18 protein-coding genes are annotated in these 18099 nt (G+C 38.5%); 4 read left to right on the forward strand and 14 right to left on the reverse strand.

Features of this window, described 5'->3' with window-relative positions; genetic code table 11:
• Positions 1-31 precede the first annotated feature (31 nt).
• The 3 genes from ACTWQM_RS04130 to ACTWQM_RS04140 form a co-directional block, all read right to left on the reverse strand.
• The gene (locus ACTWQM_RS04130) at positions 32-964 is read right to left on the reverse strand and encodes an L-threonine 3-dehydrogenase (RefSeq protein ID WP_443256888.1); all 933 of its coding nucleotides are present in this window, start codon (positions 962-964) and stop codon (positions 32-34) included.
• 46 nt (positions 965-1010) lie between these two features.
• A complete protein-coding gene (locus ACTWQM_RS04135) occupies positions 1011-2201 on the reverse strand; it encodes a glycine C-acetyltransferase (RefSeq protein WP_443256889.1) in 1191 nt (396 codons plus the stop codon).
• Positions 2202-2265: 64 nt separating this feature from the next.
• Entirely contained in the window at positions 2266-2670 is a 405-nt protein-coding gene (locus ACTWQM_RS04140) for a hypothetical protein (protein WP_443256890.1), read from the reverse strand.
• Between the two features lie 129 nt (positions 2671-2799).
• Between ACTWQM_RS04140 and ACTWQM_RS04145 the strand changes: the two genes are divergently transcribed.
• Positions 2800-2931, forward strand: coding sequence for a hypothetical protein (locus ACTWQM_RS04145; RefSeq protein ID WP_443256891.1), 132 nt, complete (start codon positions 2800-2802; stop codon positions 2929-2931).
• Positions 2932-2995: 64 nt separating this feature from the next.
• On the opposite strand, the gene ACTWQM_RS04150 is transcribed toward ACTWQM_RS04145, so the two are convergent.
• From ACTWQM_RS04150 to ACTWQM_RS04175, 6 genes are all read right to left on the reverse strand, one after another.
• A complete protein-coding gene (locus tag ACTWQM_RS04150; protein ID WP_443256892.1) occupies positions 2996-3772 on the reverse strand; it encodes a LysM peptidoglycan-binding domain-containing protein in 777 nt (258 codons plus the stop codon).
• Positions 3773-4243: 471 nt separating this feature from the next.
• A complete protein-coding gene (locus ACTWQM_RS04155; RefSeq protein WP_443256893.1) occupies positions 4244-5179 on the reverse strand; it encodes an ABC transporter ATP-binding protein in 936 nt (311 codons plus the stop codon).
• Positions 5179-6231 (reverse strand): ABC transporter ATP-binding protein, encoded by a 1053-nt coding sequence (locus ACTWQM_RS04160; RefSeq protein ID WP_443256894.1) that lies wholly within the window; start codon positions 6229-6231, stop codon positions 5179-5181. Before ACTWQM_RS04160 ends, ACTWQM_RS04155 begins: the two co-directional genes overlap by 1 nt.
• An 18-nt stretch (positions 6232-6249) precedes the next feature.
• Entirely contained in the window at positions 6250-7407 is a 1158-nt protein-coding gene (gene opp3C, locus ACTWQM_RS04165; RefSeq protein ID WP_443256895.1) for an oligopeptide ABC transporter permease, read from the reverse strand.
• Positions 7408-8337: an oligopeptide ABC transporter permease gene (opp3b, locus tag ACTWQM_RS04170; RefSeq protein WP_443256896.1), complete on the reverse strand. Its 930-nt coding sequence runs from the start codon at positions 8335-8337 to the stop codon at positions 7408-7410.
• Between the two features lie 152 nt (positions 8338-8489).
• The gene (locus tag ACTWQM_RS04175) at positions 8490-10199 is read right to left on the reverse strand and encodes an ABC transporter substrate-binding protein (protein ID WP_443256897.1); all 1710 of its coding nucleotides are present in this window, start codon (positions 10197-10199) and stop codon (positions 8490-8492) included.
• A gap of 250 nt (positions 10200-10449) precedes the next feature.
• Between ACTWQM_RS04175 and ACTWQM_RS04180 the strand changes: the two genes are divergently transcribed.
• Positions 10450-10818: a DUF3899 domain-containing protein gene (locus ACTWQM_RS04180; RefSeq protein ID WP_443256898.1), complete on the forward strand. Its 369-nt coding sequence runs from the start codon at positions 10450-10452 to the stop codon at positions 10816-10818.
• Between the two features lie 493 nt (positions 10819-11311).
• On the opposite strand, the gene ACTWQM_RS04185 is transcribed toward ACTWQM_RS04180, so the two are convergent.
• A complete protein-coding gene (locus tag ACTWQM_RS04185) occupies positions 11312-12211 on the reverse strand; it encodes a DUF1002 domain-containing protein (protein ID WP_443257089.1) in 900 nt (299 codons plus the stop codon).
• Positions 12212-12479: 268 nt separating this feature from the next.
• Here ACTWQM_RS04185 and ACTWQM_RS04190 point away from each other — a divergent pair, with 268 nt between their 5' ends.
• Together ACTWQM_RS04190 and ACTWQM_RS04195 are read left to right on the forward strand one after the other, a co-directional pair.
• Positions 12480-13679 carry an MFS transporter gene (locus ACTWQM_RS04190; protein ID WP_443256899.1) on the forward strand — a complete coding sequence of 400 codons (1200 nt, stop codon included), beginning with the start codon at positions 12480-12482 and terminating at the stop codon, positions 13677-13679.
• A 133-nt stretch (positions 13680-13812) separates the two neighbouring features.
• Complete coding sequence (locus ACTWQM_RS04195; RefSeq protein WP_443257090.1) at positions 13813-14058, forward strand: DUF1450 domain-containing protein; 246 nt, start codon at positions 13813-13815, stop codon at positions 14056-14058.
• A 128-nt stretch (positions 14059-14186) separates the two neighbouring features.
• Here ACTWQM_RS04195 and ACTWQM_RS04200 read toward each other — a convergent pair whose 3' ends face one another.
• From ACTWQM_RS04200 to ACTWQM_RS04215, 4 genes are all read right to left on the reverse strand, one after another.
• Positions 14187-15356, reverse strand: coding sequence for an iron-containing alcohol dehydrogenase (locus tag ACTWQM_RS04200; RefSeq protein ID WP_443256900.1), 1170 nt, complete (start codon positions 15354-15356; stop codon positions 14187-14189).
• Between the two features lie 18 nt (positions 15357-15374).
• Positions 15375-15752 carry a RidA family protein gene (locus tag ACTWQM_RS04205; protein ID WP_443256901.1) on the reverse strand — a complete coding sequence of 126 codons (378 nt, stop codon included), beginning with the start codon at positions 15750-15752 and terminating at the stop codon, positions 15375-15377.
• A 267-nt stretch (positions 15753-16019) separates the two neighbouring features.
• Positions 16020-16640 carry a lysozyme family protein gene (locus ACTWQM_RS04210; protein WP_443256902.1) on the reverse strand — a complete coding sequence of 207 codons (621 nt, stop codon included), beginning with the start codon at positions 16638-16640 and terminating at the stop codon, positions 16020-16022.
• Positions 16641-16682: 42 nt separating this feature from the next.
• A complete protein-coding gene (locus tag ACTWQM_RS04215) occupies positions 16683-18026 on the reverse strand; it encodes an MATE family efflux transporter (RefSeq protein WP_443256903.1) in 1344 nt (447 codons plus the stop codon).
• Positions 18027-18099: the final 73 nt, after the last annotated feature.

Below are 18099 nucleotides of genomic sequence, written 5' to 3' on the forward strand. Positions count from 1 at the left end.
TTTTGCTGTTTCTCGCTCGAGTTAGTACATATTACTTTATACTAATCTTTTCAATCATGTCCTTTGTCATCCTGGCAATGTCATATTCAGCCTTAAATCCCCATTCTTCTGCTGCGTTTGAGGAGTCAATACTATCTGGCCAGCTTTCAGCAATTTGCTGACGTATAGGATCAACATCATAATTTAATTCAAATTCAGGGATATGTTTTTGAATTTCTTTTGCAAAGTCCTCTGGTGCTGCGGATATCGAGGAAATGTTAAATGCGTTTCGATGTACAAGTTTGTCAGAGTCTGCCTCCATTAACTGTATAATTGCATTTAGCGCGTCTGGCATGTACATCATATCCATAAATGTATTTTCAGCTATGTATGATGTGTACTTTTTATTCTTAACTGCTTCATAATAAATTTCTACTGCGTAATCAGTTGTTCCACCGCCGGGAGGTGTCTTATAGGAAATTAAACCTGGATAGCGGACTCCACGCGTATCAACGCCGAAGCGATGAAAATAATAGTCGCAAAGCAATTCTCCAGCAACTTTATTGACTCCATACATTGTCGTTGGACGCATTATTGTATCCTGTGGCGTCTTCAATTTTGGGGTCAGTGGACCAAATGCGCCAATTGAGCTTGGCGTAAAGAATTGCAGGTTAAGCTCACGGGCTACTTCCAGTGCGTTCATCAGGCCACCCATATTAAGATTCCAAGCTGTTTGCGGGACTGACTCCGCTTTTGCTGACAGTAAGGCTGCCAGATGCATAATAGTGTCTACATTATGCTTCTTTGCTGTTTCAAATAAACTTTCTGCGTTGGTAACATCGATTGTTTCAAACGGACCCTCTTCATCTTCTCTCTTTCGAATATCTGATCCAATTACATTTGACGCCCCATAATTTTTACGTAATGTTGTTACAAGCTCTGAACCAATCTGGCCAGAAGCACCTGTAACTAGTATTTTTTTCATAATATTTACCCCCAGCAATTCCTTCAGATAAAGATCTCATCCTTTATTAGATGAGACCCATTTCTTTTCCTACTTTTTTATAAATTTCTATAGCATTATCCAGCATTTCTTTAGTGTGTGCTGCAGTTGGCATGTTACGGACTCGACCTGCTCCTCTTGGAACTGTTGGGAAAACAATTGCCTTCGCATAAACACCTTCTTCATTCAGTCGCTTACTGAATTTCTGTGTGTTATTTTCATCCCCGATAACACAAGGAGTAATTGGAGTCTCGCTATTACCAATATCAAACCCTAAATTTCTTAAACCATCTTTTAAGTAATCACTGTTCTCCCATAGCTTTTCATTAAGGTCCGTGGATTCGATGAGCAGATCAACTGCTTTCGTGCTTGCTGCTGCATCTGCTGGTGATACGGCTGTTGAAAATAAGAATGGACGTGAACGTACTTTCAGCCAATCAATTAATTCAGTTTTTCCCGCGACATATCCACCAATGACACCAATAGCTTTTGATAACGTCCCCATTTGAAAATCAACTTTATCCTGTAAGCCAAAATGCTTAACTGTTCCAGCACCTTTACCTAACACACCTGATCCATGTGCATCGTCGACATATGTAATTAAATCAAATTCTTCAGCTATATCAACAATCTCTGGCAATTTGGCAATATCTCCATCCATCGAGAAAACACCATCTGTTATGACCATTACCTTATTGTATTGGCCAGACTCAACTGCTTCTTTAGCCTTATTCCTTAAATCTTCCATATCAGAGTGATTTACACGAATGATTTTCGCCTTCGATAAACGACATCCGTCGATAATTGATGCATGGTTTAACTCGTCTGAAAGGATTGCATCATTTTTATCCATGACGGCTGAAATGGCGGCCATGTTGCAATTAAAACCTGACTGGTAAGAAATAACCGCTTCTGTCCCTTTAAATTCTGCCAGCTTCTCTTCAAGCTTAAGATGCAAATCCAGTGTACCGTTAATCGTACGAACAGCACCTGCACCGACACCATGTGAGTCGACTGCATCTTTTGCAACTTCTTTTAAACGCTCATCTGTTGCAAGTCCAAGGTAATTATTTGATGAAAGATTTATTAACTCTTTTCCATTGATAGTAATTGTTGGTCCATTTGCTCCCTGAACAGGGTCAATTTCATTATAAAGACCACGTTCTTTTAGGTCTGAAATATTTTCTTCCAAGAATGAATGTAATACTTTACTTGTCATTCGCGTTTCCTCCTTAAAGTATGTAAACAATAGTCAATAAATATAGTTTAACACATTGCACGTATTATTTAACAATACCGTTTGATTCATACGTTCCACGCTTTTCATCTTTTATTTTAAAAAGAACGCCAGTAACTAAAACTAGTGATGAAATCATTGCTAGATAAAGACCAGATTCAGCTCCACTGACACGCTCACCCATATAATGCTGTGAAACCTGTATAATGTAATAGAGCAAATAAACTACTGCAGCTATTGACCCAGCTAACCCTAATAATCCTGGTGATTTTTTAGCATATACGGTAAAAATAGGATAAACAAACAAAATAAGAATAAAATAACCACGGTGTGCAAATCCACTCGCACTATCAGTGAATGCTAGACCTACCCATGGAAAGAATAAGGAAACTATGAACAGTATTGTCGATAAGAGTATTAAAAGGTCAGCTGTACTTCGTTTCTCTACCATATAACTCCCTACTTTCCAACTATATTTCATATTTGTAACATTTACCTAATATTTTGTTACAAATACTATAGTATGTATATCACTATTTTACTATAATAGTAAGTAGATTATCAAAGTGAGGTAGAAAATATGAAAGAACTATTAATGGTGCTATTTATGATCTTAATTTTAAGCTTCGGTATAATAGGTTATACCCAATCTACTAATGATACAAACAACGTCGTGGACGAACAAAATGAAAATACACTTGTTGTTAACTAATGTTTAACTGCAAAATAAAAAAGGAAAACATCTATTAAAAGATGCTTTCCTTATCTTATGTCTTCTATTTAATTATTGTTACATCGACTGTGCGAACGCCCCAGTCAAATGCTTTATCTTTTGTTGGAACATGAATATCAATTTTATTTCCTTTAATTGCACCACCGATATCAGCAGCTGTAGCATAACCATAACCTTCAACATATACTTCTGACCCAAGTGGGATTACATTTGGATCTACGGCAATTACTTTGGCATTTGGGTTTGCATTTAAGTCAACCCCAGTAGAAGTAACCCCAGAACATCCAGTACAGTCAGCGGTATATGCTGTCGCACTTACTGATATTGTTTTACCCTCTGGACTGTCTTGTGATGACTTTTCCTGTTTGCTAGATTTTGCAGATTCATTTGATGAACTCTCGTTATTTGAAGATTCATTTGATGAACTTTTTATTGAAGCTGTTGCCGGAGCTGAATCTTCCTTCGCTACATTAACACCTTTTATTTCAAGTTCTTGTCCAATTACAATTAAATCTGAGTTTAGCTTATTCCAATCCTTCAGATCCTTTATGGATACATCGTATTCTTTACTTATTCCAGTTAATGTATCACCTTGTTCTACCATATATGTCTCATTTATAAACAGCTTTTGCTTTGGTTGAATTACTGTTGTTTTAAGTTCGTTTGATTCAACTAATTCATCTACGGTAGTATTATATTCCTCTGCGATATCCCAGAGGTTATCTCCTTTTTCTACTTTGTATTCTGCTGCAGAAGCAGTGGTTAATGTCGCGCCAGCAATAATGACACCCGTAGCGATTGATGCTACTAATTTCTTCATAGGTAGTCCCTCCTTTAAATTCTGACATTGCCCATAGTATCACAGCTCAATAGGCAATGCAGTTACAAGACTTTTAAGAGTCTATTACAAGGATTACCAAACTATCGAAGATTTATTACAATTATAATAGATTTATTTCATAATACTATTTTTGTTACATATTTATATGCAAATTGCTTGTTTTGATAGAATGTTAGACTTCATTGTAACCAGTTCATAATAAAATCCGCTGTTTTTTTAAGCAGGTGTCGATTTATGTGGGTCCGCTAAAAGGAAGAAAATAGCTTGAAATCTAGTTCGTCGTAATCTAAAGAGTAGCAAAAACTCAAATAATATAATTGTAAGTCTTTCTTATTTCACCAAGTGGGCTTTTTGAAAACTATATATTATTACGAACTCCAACTATATTGTTGTATCCCTATCTATTCCAAAACTAAAACCCCTGCTGTTTATTCAGCAGGGGTTCTTTACCTATTTATTTTTTAACTGCTCTTGATACTGCTGAAACTCTTTCTCGGTACAGCGCACCCAGTGATCCGGTTTAACTTCTCGGAACTCAGGTTCTTCATCAGTTTCATAATCAGCAGGATCATAAGCAAATCTTGTTCGACCTCGTTCGTATTCTGGGTCTGGTAATGGAATCGCTGATAACAGTGATCTTGTATACGGGTGAAGCGGGTTCCTGTACAACTCATCACTATCAGCCAGTTCCACCATATTACCATAATACATAACACCTGTTCTATCACTAATATATTTCACCATTGAAAGGTCGTGTGCAATAAACAGGAATGTAAGGTTATGTTCACGCTGTAGTTTTTTAAGCAAGTTCACAACCTGTGCCTGGATTGACACGTCAAGTGCCGAAATAGGCTCATCCGCTATAATGAATTCAGGTTCAACTGCAAGGGCTCTGGCAATTCCGATACGTTGTCTTTGCCCACCACTGAACTCATGTGGGAACCGAGTCGCATGCTCTTTATTCAATCCAACTGTTTCCAGTAATGATTCGACACGTTCCTTACGCTCAGTTTCATTTTTAGCCAGGTTATGAATATCAATACCTTCTGCAATGATATCCATAACTGTCATTCTTGGATTCAATGAAGATGATGGGTCTTGGAAAATCATCTGCATTTTGCGGTTAAACTTAAGTAATTCCTCTTTGGATTTATTCCCATGAACACTTTCATCTTTAAATTTAACTTCACCGCCGGTAGCTTCATATAATCGGATTATTGTCCGGCCTGTTGTTGATTTACCACAACCAGATTCACCTACAAGGCCAAATGTTTCTCCTTTAAAAATATCAAACGATATTCCATTCACTGCTTTGATGGTGTTGTTACGTCCGGCTTTAAAGAATTTCTGTAAATTTTTTACTTCAAGAAGCTTTTCATTTTCCATTACTTTTCACCATCCTTATCGTCTGTCGAAGCAAATCCTTGCATTCTTCGTTTGACGGAATCAGGTGGTTCCATGTACGGTGCATCTTTATGCAGCAGCCAACTTGCAGCGTAATGTGTATCAGAGACCTTAAACATTGGTGGTTCCATCTTCGTATCAATTTCCAAAGCAAATCGATTTCTTGGTGCAAATGCATCCCCTTTAGGTGGATTCAACATATCTGGAGGACTTCCTGGAATTGTAAAGAGCTCTTCTTCTTCACTATCAAGTGTTGGCATTGAACCCAGAAGGCCCCAAGTATATGGATGTTTAGGATTATAGAATATCTCATCCACTTTACCAATTTCGACAATTCTACCGGCGTACATAACCGCAACTCGGTCTGCAACATTCGCAACAACACCTAAATCGTGTGTGATGAATACAATCGCACTGTCTGTTTCCCGCTGAATGTCCTTCATGAGATCGAGAATTTGTGCCTGAATGGTAACATCAAGTGCTGTAGTTGGTTCATCTGCAATAAGTACTTTCGGATTACAAGCAAGTGCTATTGCAACTACTGCACGCTGTCGCATACCACCGGAAAATTGGTGCGGATACTGATTTAATCTTAGCATGGGATGGGGGATCCCAACCTGTTCCAAAAGTTCTATTGCTTTTTGTTTTGCTTCTCCACGCTTCATATTCCGGTGCTTAATAAGACCCTCCATAATTTGATTCCCTACTTTCATAGTTGGGTTTAAAGAGGTCATAGGATCCTGGAATACCATGGACATATCTTTTCCACGAATTTTTTGCATTTGTTTATTTGAATAATTAGCAATATCATTTCCTTCAAATAAAATCTGTCCTGATTTTATTTGACCTTGTGGCTTCGGAAGCAGCTGCATAAGAGCTTTTGTTGTGACAGATTTCCCTGAACCTGATTCGCCAACAATGGCTAGGGTTTCCCCTTTTTCCACATCAAAGCTTACACCCCGAACAGCTTGAACTTCACCACTGTAGGTGTTAAATGATACGCTTAAATCTTTTACTTCCAATAATTTACTCACTCAAAGACACCTACCTTTTTATTTATGCATTTTCGGATCAAACGCATCGCGAAGTCCGTCACCAATCAAGTTGAATGCAATCATGATTACAGAAATCAAGACAGCTGGATAGAATACCATGTAAGGATAAAGTCTAAAGACATCAAATCCTGAATTAATTAATGCACCAAGCGACGCCTCGGGTGGTACAATTCCAAGTCCAATAAAGCTTAGAAATGCTTCGAAGAATATCGCGTTCGGGATGGTGAACATTGTATTAATAATAATTATCCCAGCAACATTTGGTAATAAATGTTTCCTAATAGTATTTCCACCTGACTGGCCCAGTGTCCTTGCAGCAAGCACAAATTCCTCGTTTTTCAACTTCAGAATTTCACCCCTTACAATACGTGCCATACCTATCCATCCGGTTATCGTAAGGGCTATGATAATTGAAATTATGCCTGGCTGCAGTACAATTATCATCAGCAGGATGACAACTAGGTTAGGAATACCGACGAGAATTTCAATTATACGTTGCATGATACTATCAATTCTTCCGCCGTAGTAACCGGAGATACCACCATAAGCCACACCTATCACCAGATCAATCAGTGCAGCAACTGAAGCAATAATTAGAGAAACCCTTGTCCCCAGCCACATTCGTGTCCATTGGTCACGTCCGAGTGTATCGGTTCCTAACCAATAATATTGATCCATCATTTCCTGTGCTTCGTATATGTGATAAGTAGCCTCTACTTCAGCTGAGTCAGCTGAACCATCTCCCTCAGCCAGTACTTTAATGTCAATAAATTCTTCATTGTTATCATAACGCATAACAGCATTCTTGGTTGCTTCTTTAACTGTATCGCCGTCAAACTCACTTGTTAATGTACCATTTACACCTAGCCAAGAAATGTTTTCTAGAACAGGTACACGTGGTGGCATTTTTGCCCTCGAAAGATCCTGACCATCCATCTTATATTCGTTGAAATATGGTCCGATAATACTTAAGAGAACGATAATGACAAGCAGGATCATACTAATAACTGCAAATTTATTCTTAAAAAAGGTCCTTCTAGCATCCTGCATAAATGATCTGGATTGACCAGAAATTTTTTCGCTTGTATCCTCTTTCCGTTCGAGGGGAACTAAAAGTTCTTTAGGTACGTCTTTATGCTCGTTTTCTTGTGTCATTTAACTTTCCCCTCCCGTCAGTCGGATTCTTGGGTCGATTAATACATATAGAAGATCGATTATCAAGATTATTGCCACAAATAAGAACGCAAAGAATAGCGTCAGCCCCATAATGGTAGGGTAGTCCACTACCATGACAGATGTAACGAATTGTTCACCAATTCCCGGAACGGCAAAAATCTGTTCAATAACCAGTGTTCCTGTCATTAAGCCGACAGCCATTGGTCCTACAACTGTAACTAGTGGAATAAGAGCATTTCTTAGACCATGTTTGAAAATAATCCCAAATTCAGTTACACCTTTAGCTCTGGCAGTCGTAATAAAATCAGAACCAAGTACTTCAAGCATTTCCGTTCTTGTAAAACGAGCTGCTATCGCCATTGGGAAAATCAACAATGCAATTGTAGGTAATACGGTATGTTCATATGTCCCCCACAATGCTACAGGGAACCATTCAAATTTCACAGCTAAATACCACTGTAATAACCCTGCAAATATAAAGGAAGGAATAGAAGTACCCAATACAGCAATGATAGTGGAGCCGTAATCGAGAATACCATTATGGGAAATTGCTGCAATTAGCCCAAATAATATTCCTAGGATTGTCCCAAAAACGAGGGCCTGTGCACCGAGTACCATAGAAGGACCGATACGATCCATTATGATATCCGTTACCGGGGTATTATCAAACTGGAAGGATATACCTAAATCACCCTGTACAAGACCTGCTATGTATTTCACGTATTGAACAGGAATGGGGTCATTCAATCCGTATTTTTCCAAAACAACTGCCTGCTGTGCTTCACTTAATTTATTTTCAACCGACAATGGACTTCCTGGAAGCATTTTCATAAGAAAAAACGAGACGGTGGCAATAATAAATAAAGTAATTGCCATATAAAAAACACGCTTTAATATATAACGAAGCATTTCTGCACCTCCTGAATTTCTGTTTATTCCTGCTGTTTAAAAAATATTCAATATTATATGACTTTTTTGCGAAAAGGGCAAAAGAGAGCATATGCCATAAGGTCATATACTCTCTTCCCTTTCAAATTATAGCATATTTTATTAAATAATTTTTATTCTGTCGCTCCTACACTTGCCCACTTGTACTCGTAAGTAGGTCCAAACGCATTTACGTAAACATCCTGGACTTTAGGACGAACTAGTTGAGCCATTGCACTTTGATAGATAGGTGCTACAGCCGCTTGTTCAGCTAGAATTTTTTCCGCTTCAAGGAAGTTTGCGTAACGAGCTTCAGGATCCTGTGCTAACGTTGTTGCAGTCTCTTCTAGTAACTTATCATACTTTTCGTTTGAGAATCCCATTTTGTTGTTTCCGCCATCAGTAATCCATAGATTTAAGAATGTATATGGATCAAGATAGTCTGGACCCCAACCAGAGAACTGAATTTGGTAATCCATGTTCGTATCCAAATCAAGACGTTGTTCGAATGGAACCTGTTTCAATTCAATTGTTAGTCCTGGAAGATTCGTTTCAAGCTGATTAGCAAGATATTCGTTCATTGTTTTCGCTGTTTCACTATCACCTGCAAGGAATTCTAGTGTAACAGAATCTTTACCAATCTCTTCAAGACCTTTTTCCCAAAGTTTCTTCGCTTCCTCTTTATCGTAAGTTACAAGATCACCACTTGCTTCACGGAAATCTTCGCCACTTGGAGTCTGAACGAAGTCTTTTGGAACAAATCCAGTTGATACAAGTGAACCGTTGTTAAGAATTTCGTTAACTAATGCTTCTTTGTCAAATGCTTTACTTATCGCTTTACGGACATTAACATTTGCAAGCGCTTCGCTTCCTGTTTGGTTAAGTTTTAGATAGAATAATGATGTTTCAGGTACTACACGATAATCGTCATGTGTAGCATATTGATCTACAAGGTCAGAAGATAAACCAGCACGGTCAATTTCACCGGATTCATAAAGGTCTACCGCTGTTTGCGGATCTTTTACAACTTCATAAGTCAATTTTTCAAGTTTTACTGTTTCAGCATCCCAGTAGTCCGCGTTTTTATTAAGCTCCCAAGAACTGCTTGTGCTTTCCCAGTTATCCAAAGTAAATGGTCCGTTGAAAACAAGTGTGTCTGTGCTTGTAGCATACTTGTCACCTTGCGCTTCAACAAATTTCTGATTTAACGGATAATATGTTGCGAATGTAGTCAATGATTCAAAGTAAGGTACTGGGCTTTCCAGTGTAACTTCAAATGTATAATCATCTATTGCTTTTACACCTAATTCTTCAACCGGTACATCACCTGCGTTAACAGCTGTCGCATTTTTGATAACGCCACCCATCATATATGGACCATATTCTGATCCAGTATCAGGATTTACCGCACGCTTCCAAGAGTAAACAAAGTCATGTGCCGTTACAGGGTCACCATTTGACCATTTTGCGTCTTCACGAAGTGTGAATGTCCAAGTTAAACCATCTTCACCTACTTTGTGATCTGTAGCAATACCAGGTACAACTTCGCCATCCTTCATACGATAAAGCCCTTCCATTGTCGCGCCTAAGAATTTGATACCATATTCATCAGTAACCATAGATGCGTCCATTGATGGAATAGTATCACCATTTATAAGATTTAATACCTGTTCAGGCTCTGAAGCTTCTTCTTCACCTGTTTCTTCTCCACTGTTTTCCTCAGTGCTTGTGTCATCTCCGCCTTCTGACGACGTATCTCCTCCGTCATCTCCACCGGAACAAGCTGCGAGGAAGAGACCTAGCATTAAAGCTAGTGCTAAAAACCATACCTTCTTCAACTTCATGTTGAAAATTACCCCCTTGATAATATTAATTTTTCTGACTTTTTAGCAGATTTCATCTACTAAATAGAATTATACAATTTTTCTTACAAGTTTGTAAAGGCTTTTTTGTGAAAATTAAAACGGGTCTCTCTGTATCGGTTGCCTATCAATCATTATCAGCTCTTAAATATTTTACAGCTTTATTACAATTCAACTATTTTAAACTATGATATACTCAATATTATTGTATTTTTGAAGGTGGAATAGATAAATGTACAGGAAAAATTGGTTCATCCTGATTCTCAATATAAGTATAATTTTTATCATGGTTTATTTTCGGGCACCAGCCTTCTCATTGGTTCACATCATTAACATGATATTTTATTTTTCATTGATTTATCTTGTCATATTTTTAGCAATGTATACAATGAAAGGCGGGTTCTTTGATGGGGTTACATTCGGCTTCAGAAGGTTTCGAAATGTAATGTCATCACATAGTGATTATCTTGAAGAATGGAAAGACAAGCCACTTCCTTCATCAAAAGTAAATCAACGTTTCTATAAGTTTGCACGTTTTCAAAGTATCGCATTAATTACCCTGCTAATCGCATTAGTACTTATCTATTATGGTTATCAATAATGTATGGAATGATCTATTACGAATAAATAAGTTGTTTTTTGTTTTTAAAAGGTTTTATGGGGTTAAGCATTGTTTGTACTTAGGCTGGCAATAGGAGGGGATGAACTATTGTTACTCAGAATGAGGATCCGATAAACAGTCGAAGTGGATCCTCATTCCGCTAAATAGCAGAAAATGCGCTCTCTGAAGGGTGAGACGGATCCTCGTTCCTTTAAAAGCAGAAAATCAGCCAAATTTGAGGTAGAAATGACAAATAGCGGAATGAGGATCCGAACCCCAGCTTAAAACGTGGATTTTCAAGGAAATAGCGGAATGAGGATCCGTCAAATCAGTAAACCGGATCCTCATTCCACTAATAAATAGGTTCTTCCACAATAGGGGCGAACTGTATGCTAATTGATTAGTGTTATTAGCATTTTACGCTACCAAAACTGAACCCGATGCCAATAGTGGACAATCCTTACCTGTAAATTTTGCCATCAAACCCAAATTATTAGTTAAACAAACCTTCTAAAAAGTTTCCAATTACGTTAGCGAACTTTTTAAAGAAGTTCTCCACTTTATTCCAGAACCCTTCATCGTTCACGACATCCTGTACTTTAGAAGCAATATTATCAAGCTGATTCTTCACTTCATCAAAGTTAATATCCAAATCTTTCATTTTATTAAATAAATCAATTAGCATTTGACGATCTGCATCACTTAATGATATTCCCAACTGATCAAGCTGCTCCTGAACGATTCTCTCAACATCTTCCTTTGTAGCCGGATTTTGCTCTGATATTGCTTTTTTAATTTCTGTAAGCAATTCACTTACTTTTTCCTGACTTAACCCATCCTTGGCTAGATCTGTTGCGACACCAAGTTCTTCGTCAGCTAATTGCATTCGCTCCTTATCAAGCGGCTGCCCTTCAGCGTCATAGGCCTTATAAATTCCCGTTAATGCGGAGTGTCCGCTAACTTTAACTGGTGAAGCAACATCAACTGTTGCATCCTCTACCCCAGCCGTCAATAATGCGTTCGCATACATATCACTTGTTACCTGTGTAATATTTTCTGGCGTTACAATATTAATTTTTAAGCCTTCACCTTTTTCCTGACGCGTAATTTTTGCCGATGAAAACATTCTTGAATTTGGATCACCATCAATATAATTGGCGATATCCTCACCAGTTACAGAATATTCTTTTACCGCCTCAGGATCTGTAACTTCCAGTAGCTCCGTCACTTTGCTTTTTTGGTCGTCTGACAAGGTATCACCGTAGACAACAATTGGTACACCCAGTTTTTCATTTATACCACCATTATTAGCAGCCTGAGCAGGTGCTGCAAGACTAGTAATTAAGCCAACTATCAACACTAAAACAGCAGCAAACTTCAAATAACTTTTCATCATTACAGTTACTCCTTTATTAGTCAGTTTTTTATAAGATGCTTGTCTAATACTATTAGTAATTACGATACATTATAACGCTTTATGATGACTATGAATACATTTTTCCCTATTCGTTTACCAATTTAACATTGTGGTAATGAAACAATGAGCATTATATTGTAAAATTAGCTACTATTACTATATATTTAGTGTATCGAAATAATATTGAAAGAAGGGATTTGTTATTTCAGAGCAAAATCCTAATATAAAACGAAATTTAATTATTATGTGGTTCGCCAACTTTTTTATTGCCGGAAGTATTACAATGGTGCTTCCATTTATTTCGTTATATATAGAAGAATTCGGCAGTTTCTCTGATTCATATGTACAGACCTGGTCAGGCTGGGTTTTCGGAATTACCTTTGTCACCGCCTTTATTTTCTCGCCAATCTGGGGACGCATTGGTGACAAGTATGGCAGAAAAAAAATTCTGATTATCTCAGCTATGGGGCTTGGATTATCGGTACTCCTAATGGGGTTCGCCAATTCAGTTTGGGAGCTTTTTTTATTGCGTTTATTTATGGGTATATTTACTGGATTTATCCCAATGTCACAGGCCATGATTTCAACACAGACACCGAGGCGAATTGCCGGTCAGGTGCTTGGAACATTACAGACTGGAAGTATTACAGGAGCATTGATGGGGCCTTTACTTGGCGGTGTGCTCGCTGATGCTTTCGGATATGCTTCCACATTCAAGTGGATTTCCATCACAATATTTTTATCCGCTATAATTGTGTTAGTTGGTGTAAGAGAGATTTTAATACAGTTTTCAGATGATAATCAGGAAAAGGTATCTTATTCTACTAAAGAAGTACTTATGCATATCATTCGCAACCCGGTATTGCTCGTAGTCATGCTTATCTCCACATTGGTTCAAATTGCACATTTTAGCATCCAGCCAATTTTATCCTTATATGTAGCTGAGATACACGGCACGGCCAGCATTGCATTCTATTCTGGCGTGGCCTTCTCAGCTGCAGGTCTTGGAAATTTGTTGATGGCAAAGCGCTGGGGCAGATTAGGGGATCGTATAGGCTACACAAAGATAATGATTTTCTTATTATTCATGGCCGGTATTGTCTATTTACCCGGAGCATTTGTGACCAATATTTGGCAGCTAGTTGTTTTAAGATTTCTTCTTGGAATTTCGATCGGCGGATTAGTTCCAGTCCGAGTCGCATATATACGACAGGAAGCACCATTGTCAATGCAGGGTGAAGTGCTCGGGTATAATACCAGCTTACGGTTTTTAGGAAATATTATCGGACCTGCACTGGGAGGTATGCTGGCTGGGTTCTTCGGCTTCTCCGCAGTGTTTTTCGTAACAAGTGGTCTGCTCCTGATAGGCGGAGCTATAATGCTTGGAGCATGGTATAAGCACGAATATGAGGGGAAACGGACGCATTCACTTTCCTCTTCGTAATCCCGGGTCTCTACACTAAATTATAAATACTAAAACAATATTCCCGACAATAATATATTGATTTGTTATACTGAATATGCTACAACTAGTAGAGTCAATAATTTATTCAGACATTAGAAAGAAAGTGATAGCAATGGGAATTGTCGTTGTTGAGGTTTGTGACGGAAATGCGATCACTACTATAGATATAGAAGGCATCATCGAAAAGGAATTTCCAGAGGTAGCCGTGCTTATGAATGAATGCTTATCATTTTGCGGGCTATGTCGGGTTAAACCATATGCACTAGTAAACAACAAACGCGTTTTCGGTAACACACCTGAAGAATGTTTAAATAAAATAAGATCAGCCATAAAAGAAGAACTAGCTGTTTATCAATAACAGCTAGTTCTTTTTGTTAGAATTAATATCCGACTAAGTATGCCTATTTGCAATGCAGTGTCGAAACGTCCTATTGAGGTGCATACTTTTTGTTATTTCCCGGGAAATTTTTTGTCGGAAACTGCCATTTACAGGCTAGCTTTGAAAATTTCTACTGAATCCTGGCGAGATAATTTTTTAAAGTTACCATACTCAGGACGAGCAATAACGGTTTTATCGGCCATCTCTTCAACTGTGTTTTCACCGATGTCATAATCGGCTAATGTAGCCGGCGCCCCAATATCATTCCAGAATTCACGTAACTTACTTATTCCTTCAAGTGCAACATCACGATCACTTTTTCCTTCTGCGTCAACATTAAATACACGAACTGCAAGCTGCTTGAAGCGATCTGTATTTGTTTCATCCACTACATGCTTCATCCAGTTCGGAAAAATAATTGCAAGCCCGCCACCATGCGGGATATCATGTACGGCTGATACGGCATGCTCAAGATTATGTGTTGCCCAGTCACCACGATAGCCCATATTCAGCATTCCGTTTAATGCCAAGGTACCACTTAACATCATTGTTTCACGATACTCATAGTTTTCCAGGTCATCCAATAATTTAGGTGCTGTTTCGATAACTGTTCGCAGTATTGATTCACAAAATTGATCCTGTACCGGCGTGTTTCCTGTCTGGTGAAAATAATGTTCCAATACATGCGACATTATATCTACACTGCCATATACTGTTTGATCGCGTGGAACAGAAAATGTATTTGCTGGATCGAGAATGGAAAATTCAGGGAATGTTGATGGTGTTCCCCAGCCATGTTTTTCATGTGTTTCCCAATTGGTAATAACCGAACCTGCATTCATTTCAGATCCTGTTGCAGCAATGGTCAGGACTGTTCCGAATGGCAGCGCGTCGTTTACCTTTTCTTTTTTCGTGACAATATCCCATATGTCAATATCCGTTTTAGCACCTGTTACAATTGCCTTTGTCGCATCAATCGTGCTGCCTCCACCAACAGCAAGCACAAATTCAACACCTTCATTCTTACAAATTTCAACACCTTTTCGGACTGTTGAAAGACGTGGATTAGGCTCAACTCCTGCAAGTTCCACTACATCGGCATTTATTTTACTTAATTGATTCATGACTTCATCATATACGCCGTTTCGCTTTATGCTCCCACCACCATATACAACCAGTACTTTTTTGCCGTAAGCAGCAACTTCATTCGGAAGTGCTTCCAATTGACCTTTTCCAAAGATTAATTTGACCGGATTATAAAATGTAAAATTGTCCATTCGTATTGCCTCCTGCTGTTATTTTGTATATACGACTACATCCATTTCTACTAGTACATCTTTTGGCAACCGGCTGACCTCAACCGTTGCTCGTGCCGGATATGGTTCCGTTAAAAAACCGCCATATATTTCATTTACTGTTGCAAAATCATCCATTGAATTAAGGTAGATTGTAAATTTTACCACCTGGGAAAAATTCGCACCAGCTTCAGTCAGTATCGCCTGCAGATTTGCCAGCACTTGTTCTGTTTGCTTTTCTATCCCTTCAACTACCTCACTATTACCTGGATCAATTCCGATCTGTCCTGAAACATAAATGAAATCCCCCGCCTGAATCGCCTGTGAATACGGTCCAATTGCAGCCGGCGCATAAGCAGTATGTATTGCTTTTACCATGTTAATTCCTCCCTATAAGTGCGTGTTCAAAAGAGGATAAAATGACCGAGTCGGCTAAGTTAGCAACGCCCTGTGAGTCGAAATTCCGAGGCAGCGTAGTTTTAACATGAGCACAAGGATAGCTACCCTGAACCCGCATCGCACGCAGGAAAAGGGCTTTACTTTTCCAACGATGTCTTGCTAACGACGAAAATCGTTGCGTCATTTTTATCGGACTTTTTGAACAACCTCTATAATTTAATTTTATCATTTCCATATTCAGTCTTACTACTCTTTTGCAAGTACATCCCTATATTCCATCACATCCCGAACGTAATATATATCACCATAGCAGGCATTATATTGCTTTGCTTCTTCCCGCAAACATGTATATATCGATTTATTTGATGAAGTATTATACATTTTTTGAGAAAAATTAATAGCTGCTTCCTGAGTATACGTACCCGAATTATCGTTGATGTAATCTATAAAACCTTTCCCAAAATTGTATGACTGAATAGCTAATTTCAAATCTCCATTTGCTTGTTTAATAGTTTGAGAAAAATAATAGACTCCTTGCTTAATGGAAAGTTCCGGCTCATCTATGCAACCTCTCTCCCCGCAATAGCTTTCAGATGACTGCATTGGATCATTCCCACGCCCACCAGATTCCTGCATCATCATTGCAAGCATGACATCAACATATTGTGTTACACCAAATTGTTTTGCATACTTTTCAACAGTCGGTTTATATTCCCATACCTGCTTACTGATTGACGGGCGTGAAACTTCAAATTGCTGGCTGCTTGTCCTTTCAAACGAAAGAATCGACACGACAATGAACGCACCAATTAATACAGCTGCTATTACAAACGTTTGTTTAATTGCTTTTTTGGTTTTCGTTTTCATAGAATCCCTCTGTCATTCTTTTGCTAGTTTCCTAGATTAACTTTAGTGTTTTTTCGCGAATAATTCCTTCTCCCGCCATTTTCCAAAACGATAATACATAAATGCAAACAAACTGCTTACCAAAAAGCTTGATCCCATACCAATCGCAATACCAGTTTCGCCAAACCAATTGGAAAAGAGAGCGGTTAACGGATAACGCAGCACCCACAATGAAATAACATTTAGAGCGAGTACCTGATACATTGCTCCAGACGCCCTAACAATTCCATTTAATATAAAATTTATCCCAAGGAATGGATAGCATAATGCGATAATCTGCAGATATCTTGTTCCGAATGCTATCGCTGCTTCATCCTGAATAAATAGTCGTATTCCGTATTCAGCAAAAAATACAACTAGAATTCCTACAATAAGCATAACAGAAAAATTATAGAGGACCCCATACCTTGCTATGCTTTTTACACGTGCCCAATTCTGAACACCAATATTCTGACCAGCCATACTGCTAACAGCTGTCCCAAGCGCGTGTGCCGGCAGCATCAAAATACTATCTAAACGCTGCGCAGCACCAAACCCAGCGACTACACCTTCTCCGTATATTGTTACAACACTCATTATAGCCGCTACTCCTGCAGAAATAACAGCCATTTGCAGCCCTGATGGAATGCCGAGATTTAAAATTAGGCCTGCTTCCTTTTTCGATGGAAGTGACGGCATAGTGAACGGGGCCAGCTTACGGTACAAAACATGGATAATCCCATAAAGAAATGCACTTCCCTGTGCTACTATTGTTGCATATGCCGCTCCATCAATACCCAAATTAAAGCCAGCTATGAACAATGGATCAAGCACAATATTCAACGCTACCGCCAGCATTACAAACCGGAGTGGTGTTTTACTATCACCAAGCGCACGAAGAACGGTGTTTATAAAGTTATATCCAAACAAAAACAATATCCCTAGGAAGTTTACTTGCAGATATGTCTTCGCCTCACTCATCATGCCTTCCGGTGTGCCCAATAACTGTAAAAGCTGCTCTGCCATAAAATAACCAACAGCTCCTAATAAAACTGAAAGCAACACCAAAATTACGACGAACGCATTAAGATAACGTTTTAATCCCGTATCTTCATTTTTACCTTTTTGCTGAGAAAGAATTGTTAACGCAGCATTATTTACCCCGATTACAAATGATAATACCGTGAAAATAATGGTGCTCGAAACAGCAACAGAACCAAGTGCATTTGCTCCAAGCAAGTTACCAACCCATAAACTGTCGGCAAACTGGTAGGATGTTTGCAGCAAATTAGTCAGCATAATCGGCCCTGAAAATATAATCAACTGCTTTAGAATATACCCTTGTGTGAAATCATGCTGTTTCTTCATAAATGTCAGCCTTTCTTACTTCAACCTTATTCAGGATCCTTTACATCGTTTCGGGATCTTCAACTTAATATCG

This window comes from Virgibacillus sp. L01, from assembly GCF_052246775.1.
GTDB lineage: Bacteria > Bacillota > Bacilli > Bacillales > Amphibacillaceae > Lentibacillus.

Bases quoted from the DNA above. Each gene is read 5' to 3' on its own strand.
- ACTWQM_RS04175 (WP_443256897.1), bottom strand. From the start codon at position 10,199: ATGAAGTTGAAGAAGGTATGGTTTTTAGCACTAGCTTTAATGCTAGGT.
- ACTWQM_RS04145 (WP_443256891.1), top strand. From the start codon at position 2,800: ATGAAAGAACTATTAATGGTGCTATTTATGATCTTAATTTTAAGCTTC.
- ACTWQM_RS04210 (WP_443256902.1), bottom strand. From the start codon at position 16,640: ATGAAAACGAAAACCAAAAAAGCAATTAAACAAACGTTTGTAATAGCA.
- ACTWQM_RS04200 (WP_443256900.1), bottom strand. From the start codon at position 15,356: ATGGACAATTTTACATTTTATAATCCGGTCAAATTAATCTTTGGAAAA.
- ACTWQM_RS04140 (WP_443256890.1), bottom strand. From the start codon at position 2,670: ATGGTAGAGAAACGAAGTACAGCTGACCTTTTAATACTCTTATCGACA.
- ACTWQM_RS04130 (WP_443256888.1), bottom strand. From the start codon at position 964: ATGAAAAAAATACTAGTTACAGGTGCTTCTGGCCAGATTGGTTCAGAG.
- ACTWQM_RS04150 (WP_443256892.1), bottom strand. From the start codon at position 3,772: ATGAAGAAATTAGTAGCATCAATCGCTACGGGTGTCATTATTGCTGGC.
- ACTWQM_RS04195 (WP_443257090.1), top strand. From the start codon at position 13,813: ATGGGAATTGTCGTTGTTGAGGTTTGTGACGGAAATGCGATCACTACT.
- ACTWQM_RS04155 (WP_443256893.1), bottom strand. From the start codon at position 5,179: ATGGAAAATGAAAAGCTTCTTGAAGTAAAAAATTTACAGAAATTCTTT.
- ACTWQM_RS04205 (WP_443256901.1), bottom strand. From the start codon at position 15,752: ATGGTAAAAGCAATACATACTGCTTATGCGCCGGCTGCAATTGGACCG.
- opp3b (WP_443256896.1), bottom strand. From the start codon at position 8,337: ATGCTTCGTTATATATTAAAGCGTGTTTTTTATATGGCAATTACTTTA.
- ACTWQM_RS04180 (WP_443256898.1), top strand. From the start codon at position 10,450: ATGTACAGGAAAAATTGGTTCATCCTGATTCTCAATATAAGTATAATT.
- ACTWQM_RS04135 (WP_443256889.1), bottom strand. From the start codon at position 2,201: ATGACAAGTAAAGTATTACATTCATTCTTGGAAGAAAATATTTCAGAC.
- opp3C (WP_443256895.1), bottom strand. From the start codon at position 7,407: ATGACACAAGAAAACGAGCATAAAGACGTACCTAAAGAACTTTTAGTT.
- ACTWQM_RS04190 (WP_443256899.1), top strand. From the start codon at position 12,480: ATGTGGTTCGCCAACTTTTTTATTGCCGGAAGTATTACAATGGTGCTT.
- ACTWQM_RS04185 (WP_443257089.1), bottom strand. From the start codon at position 12,211: ATGAAAAGTTATTTGAAGTTTGCTGCTGTTTTAGTGTTGATAGTTGGC.
- ACTWQM_RS04215 (WP_443256903.1), bottom strand. From the start codon at position 18,026: ATGAAGAAACAGCATGATTTCACACAAGGGTATATTCTAAAGCAGTTG.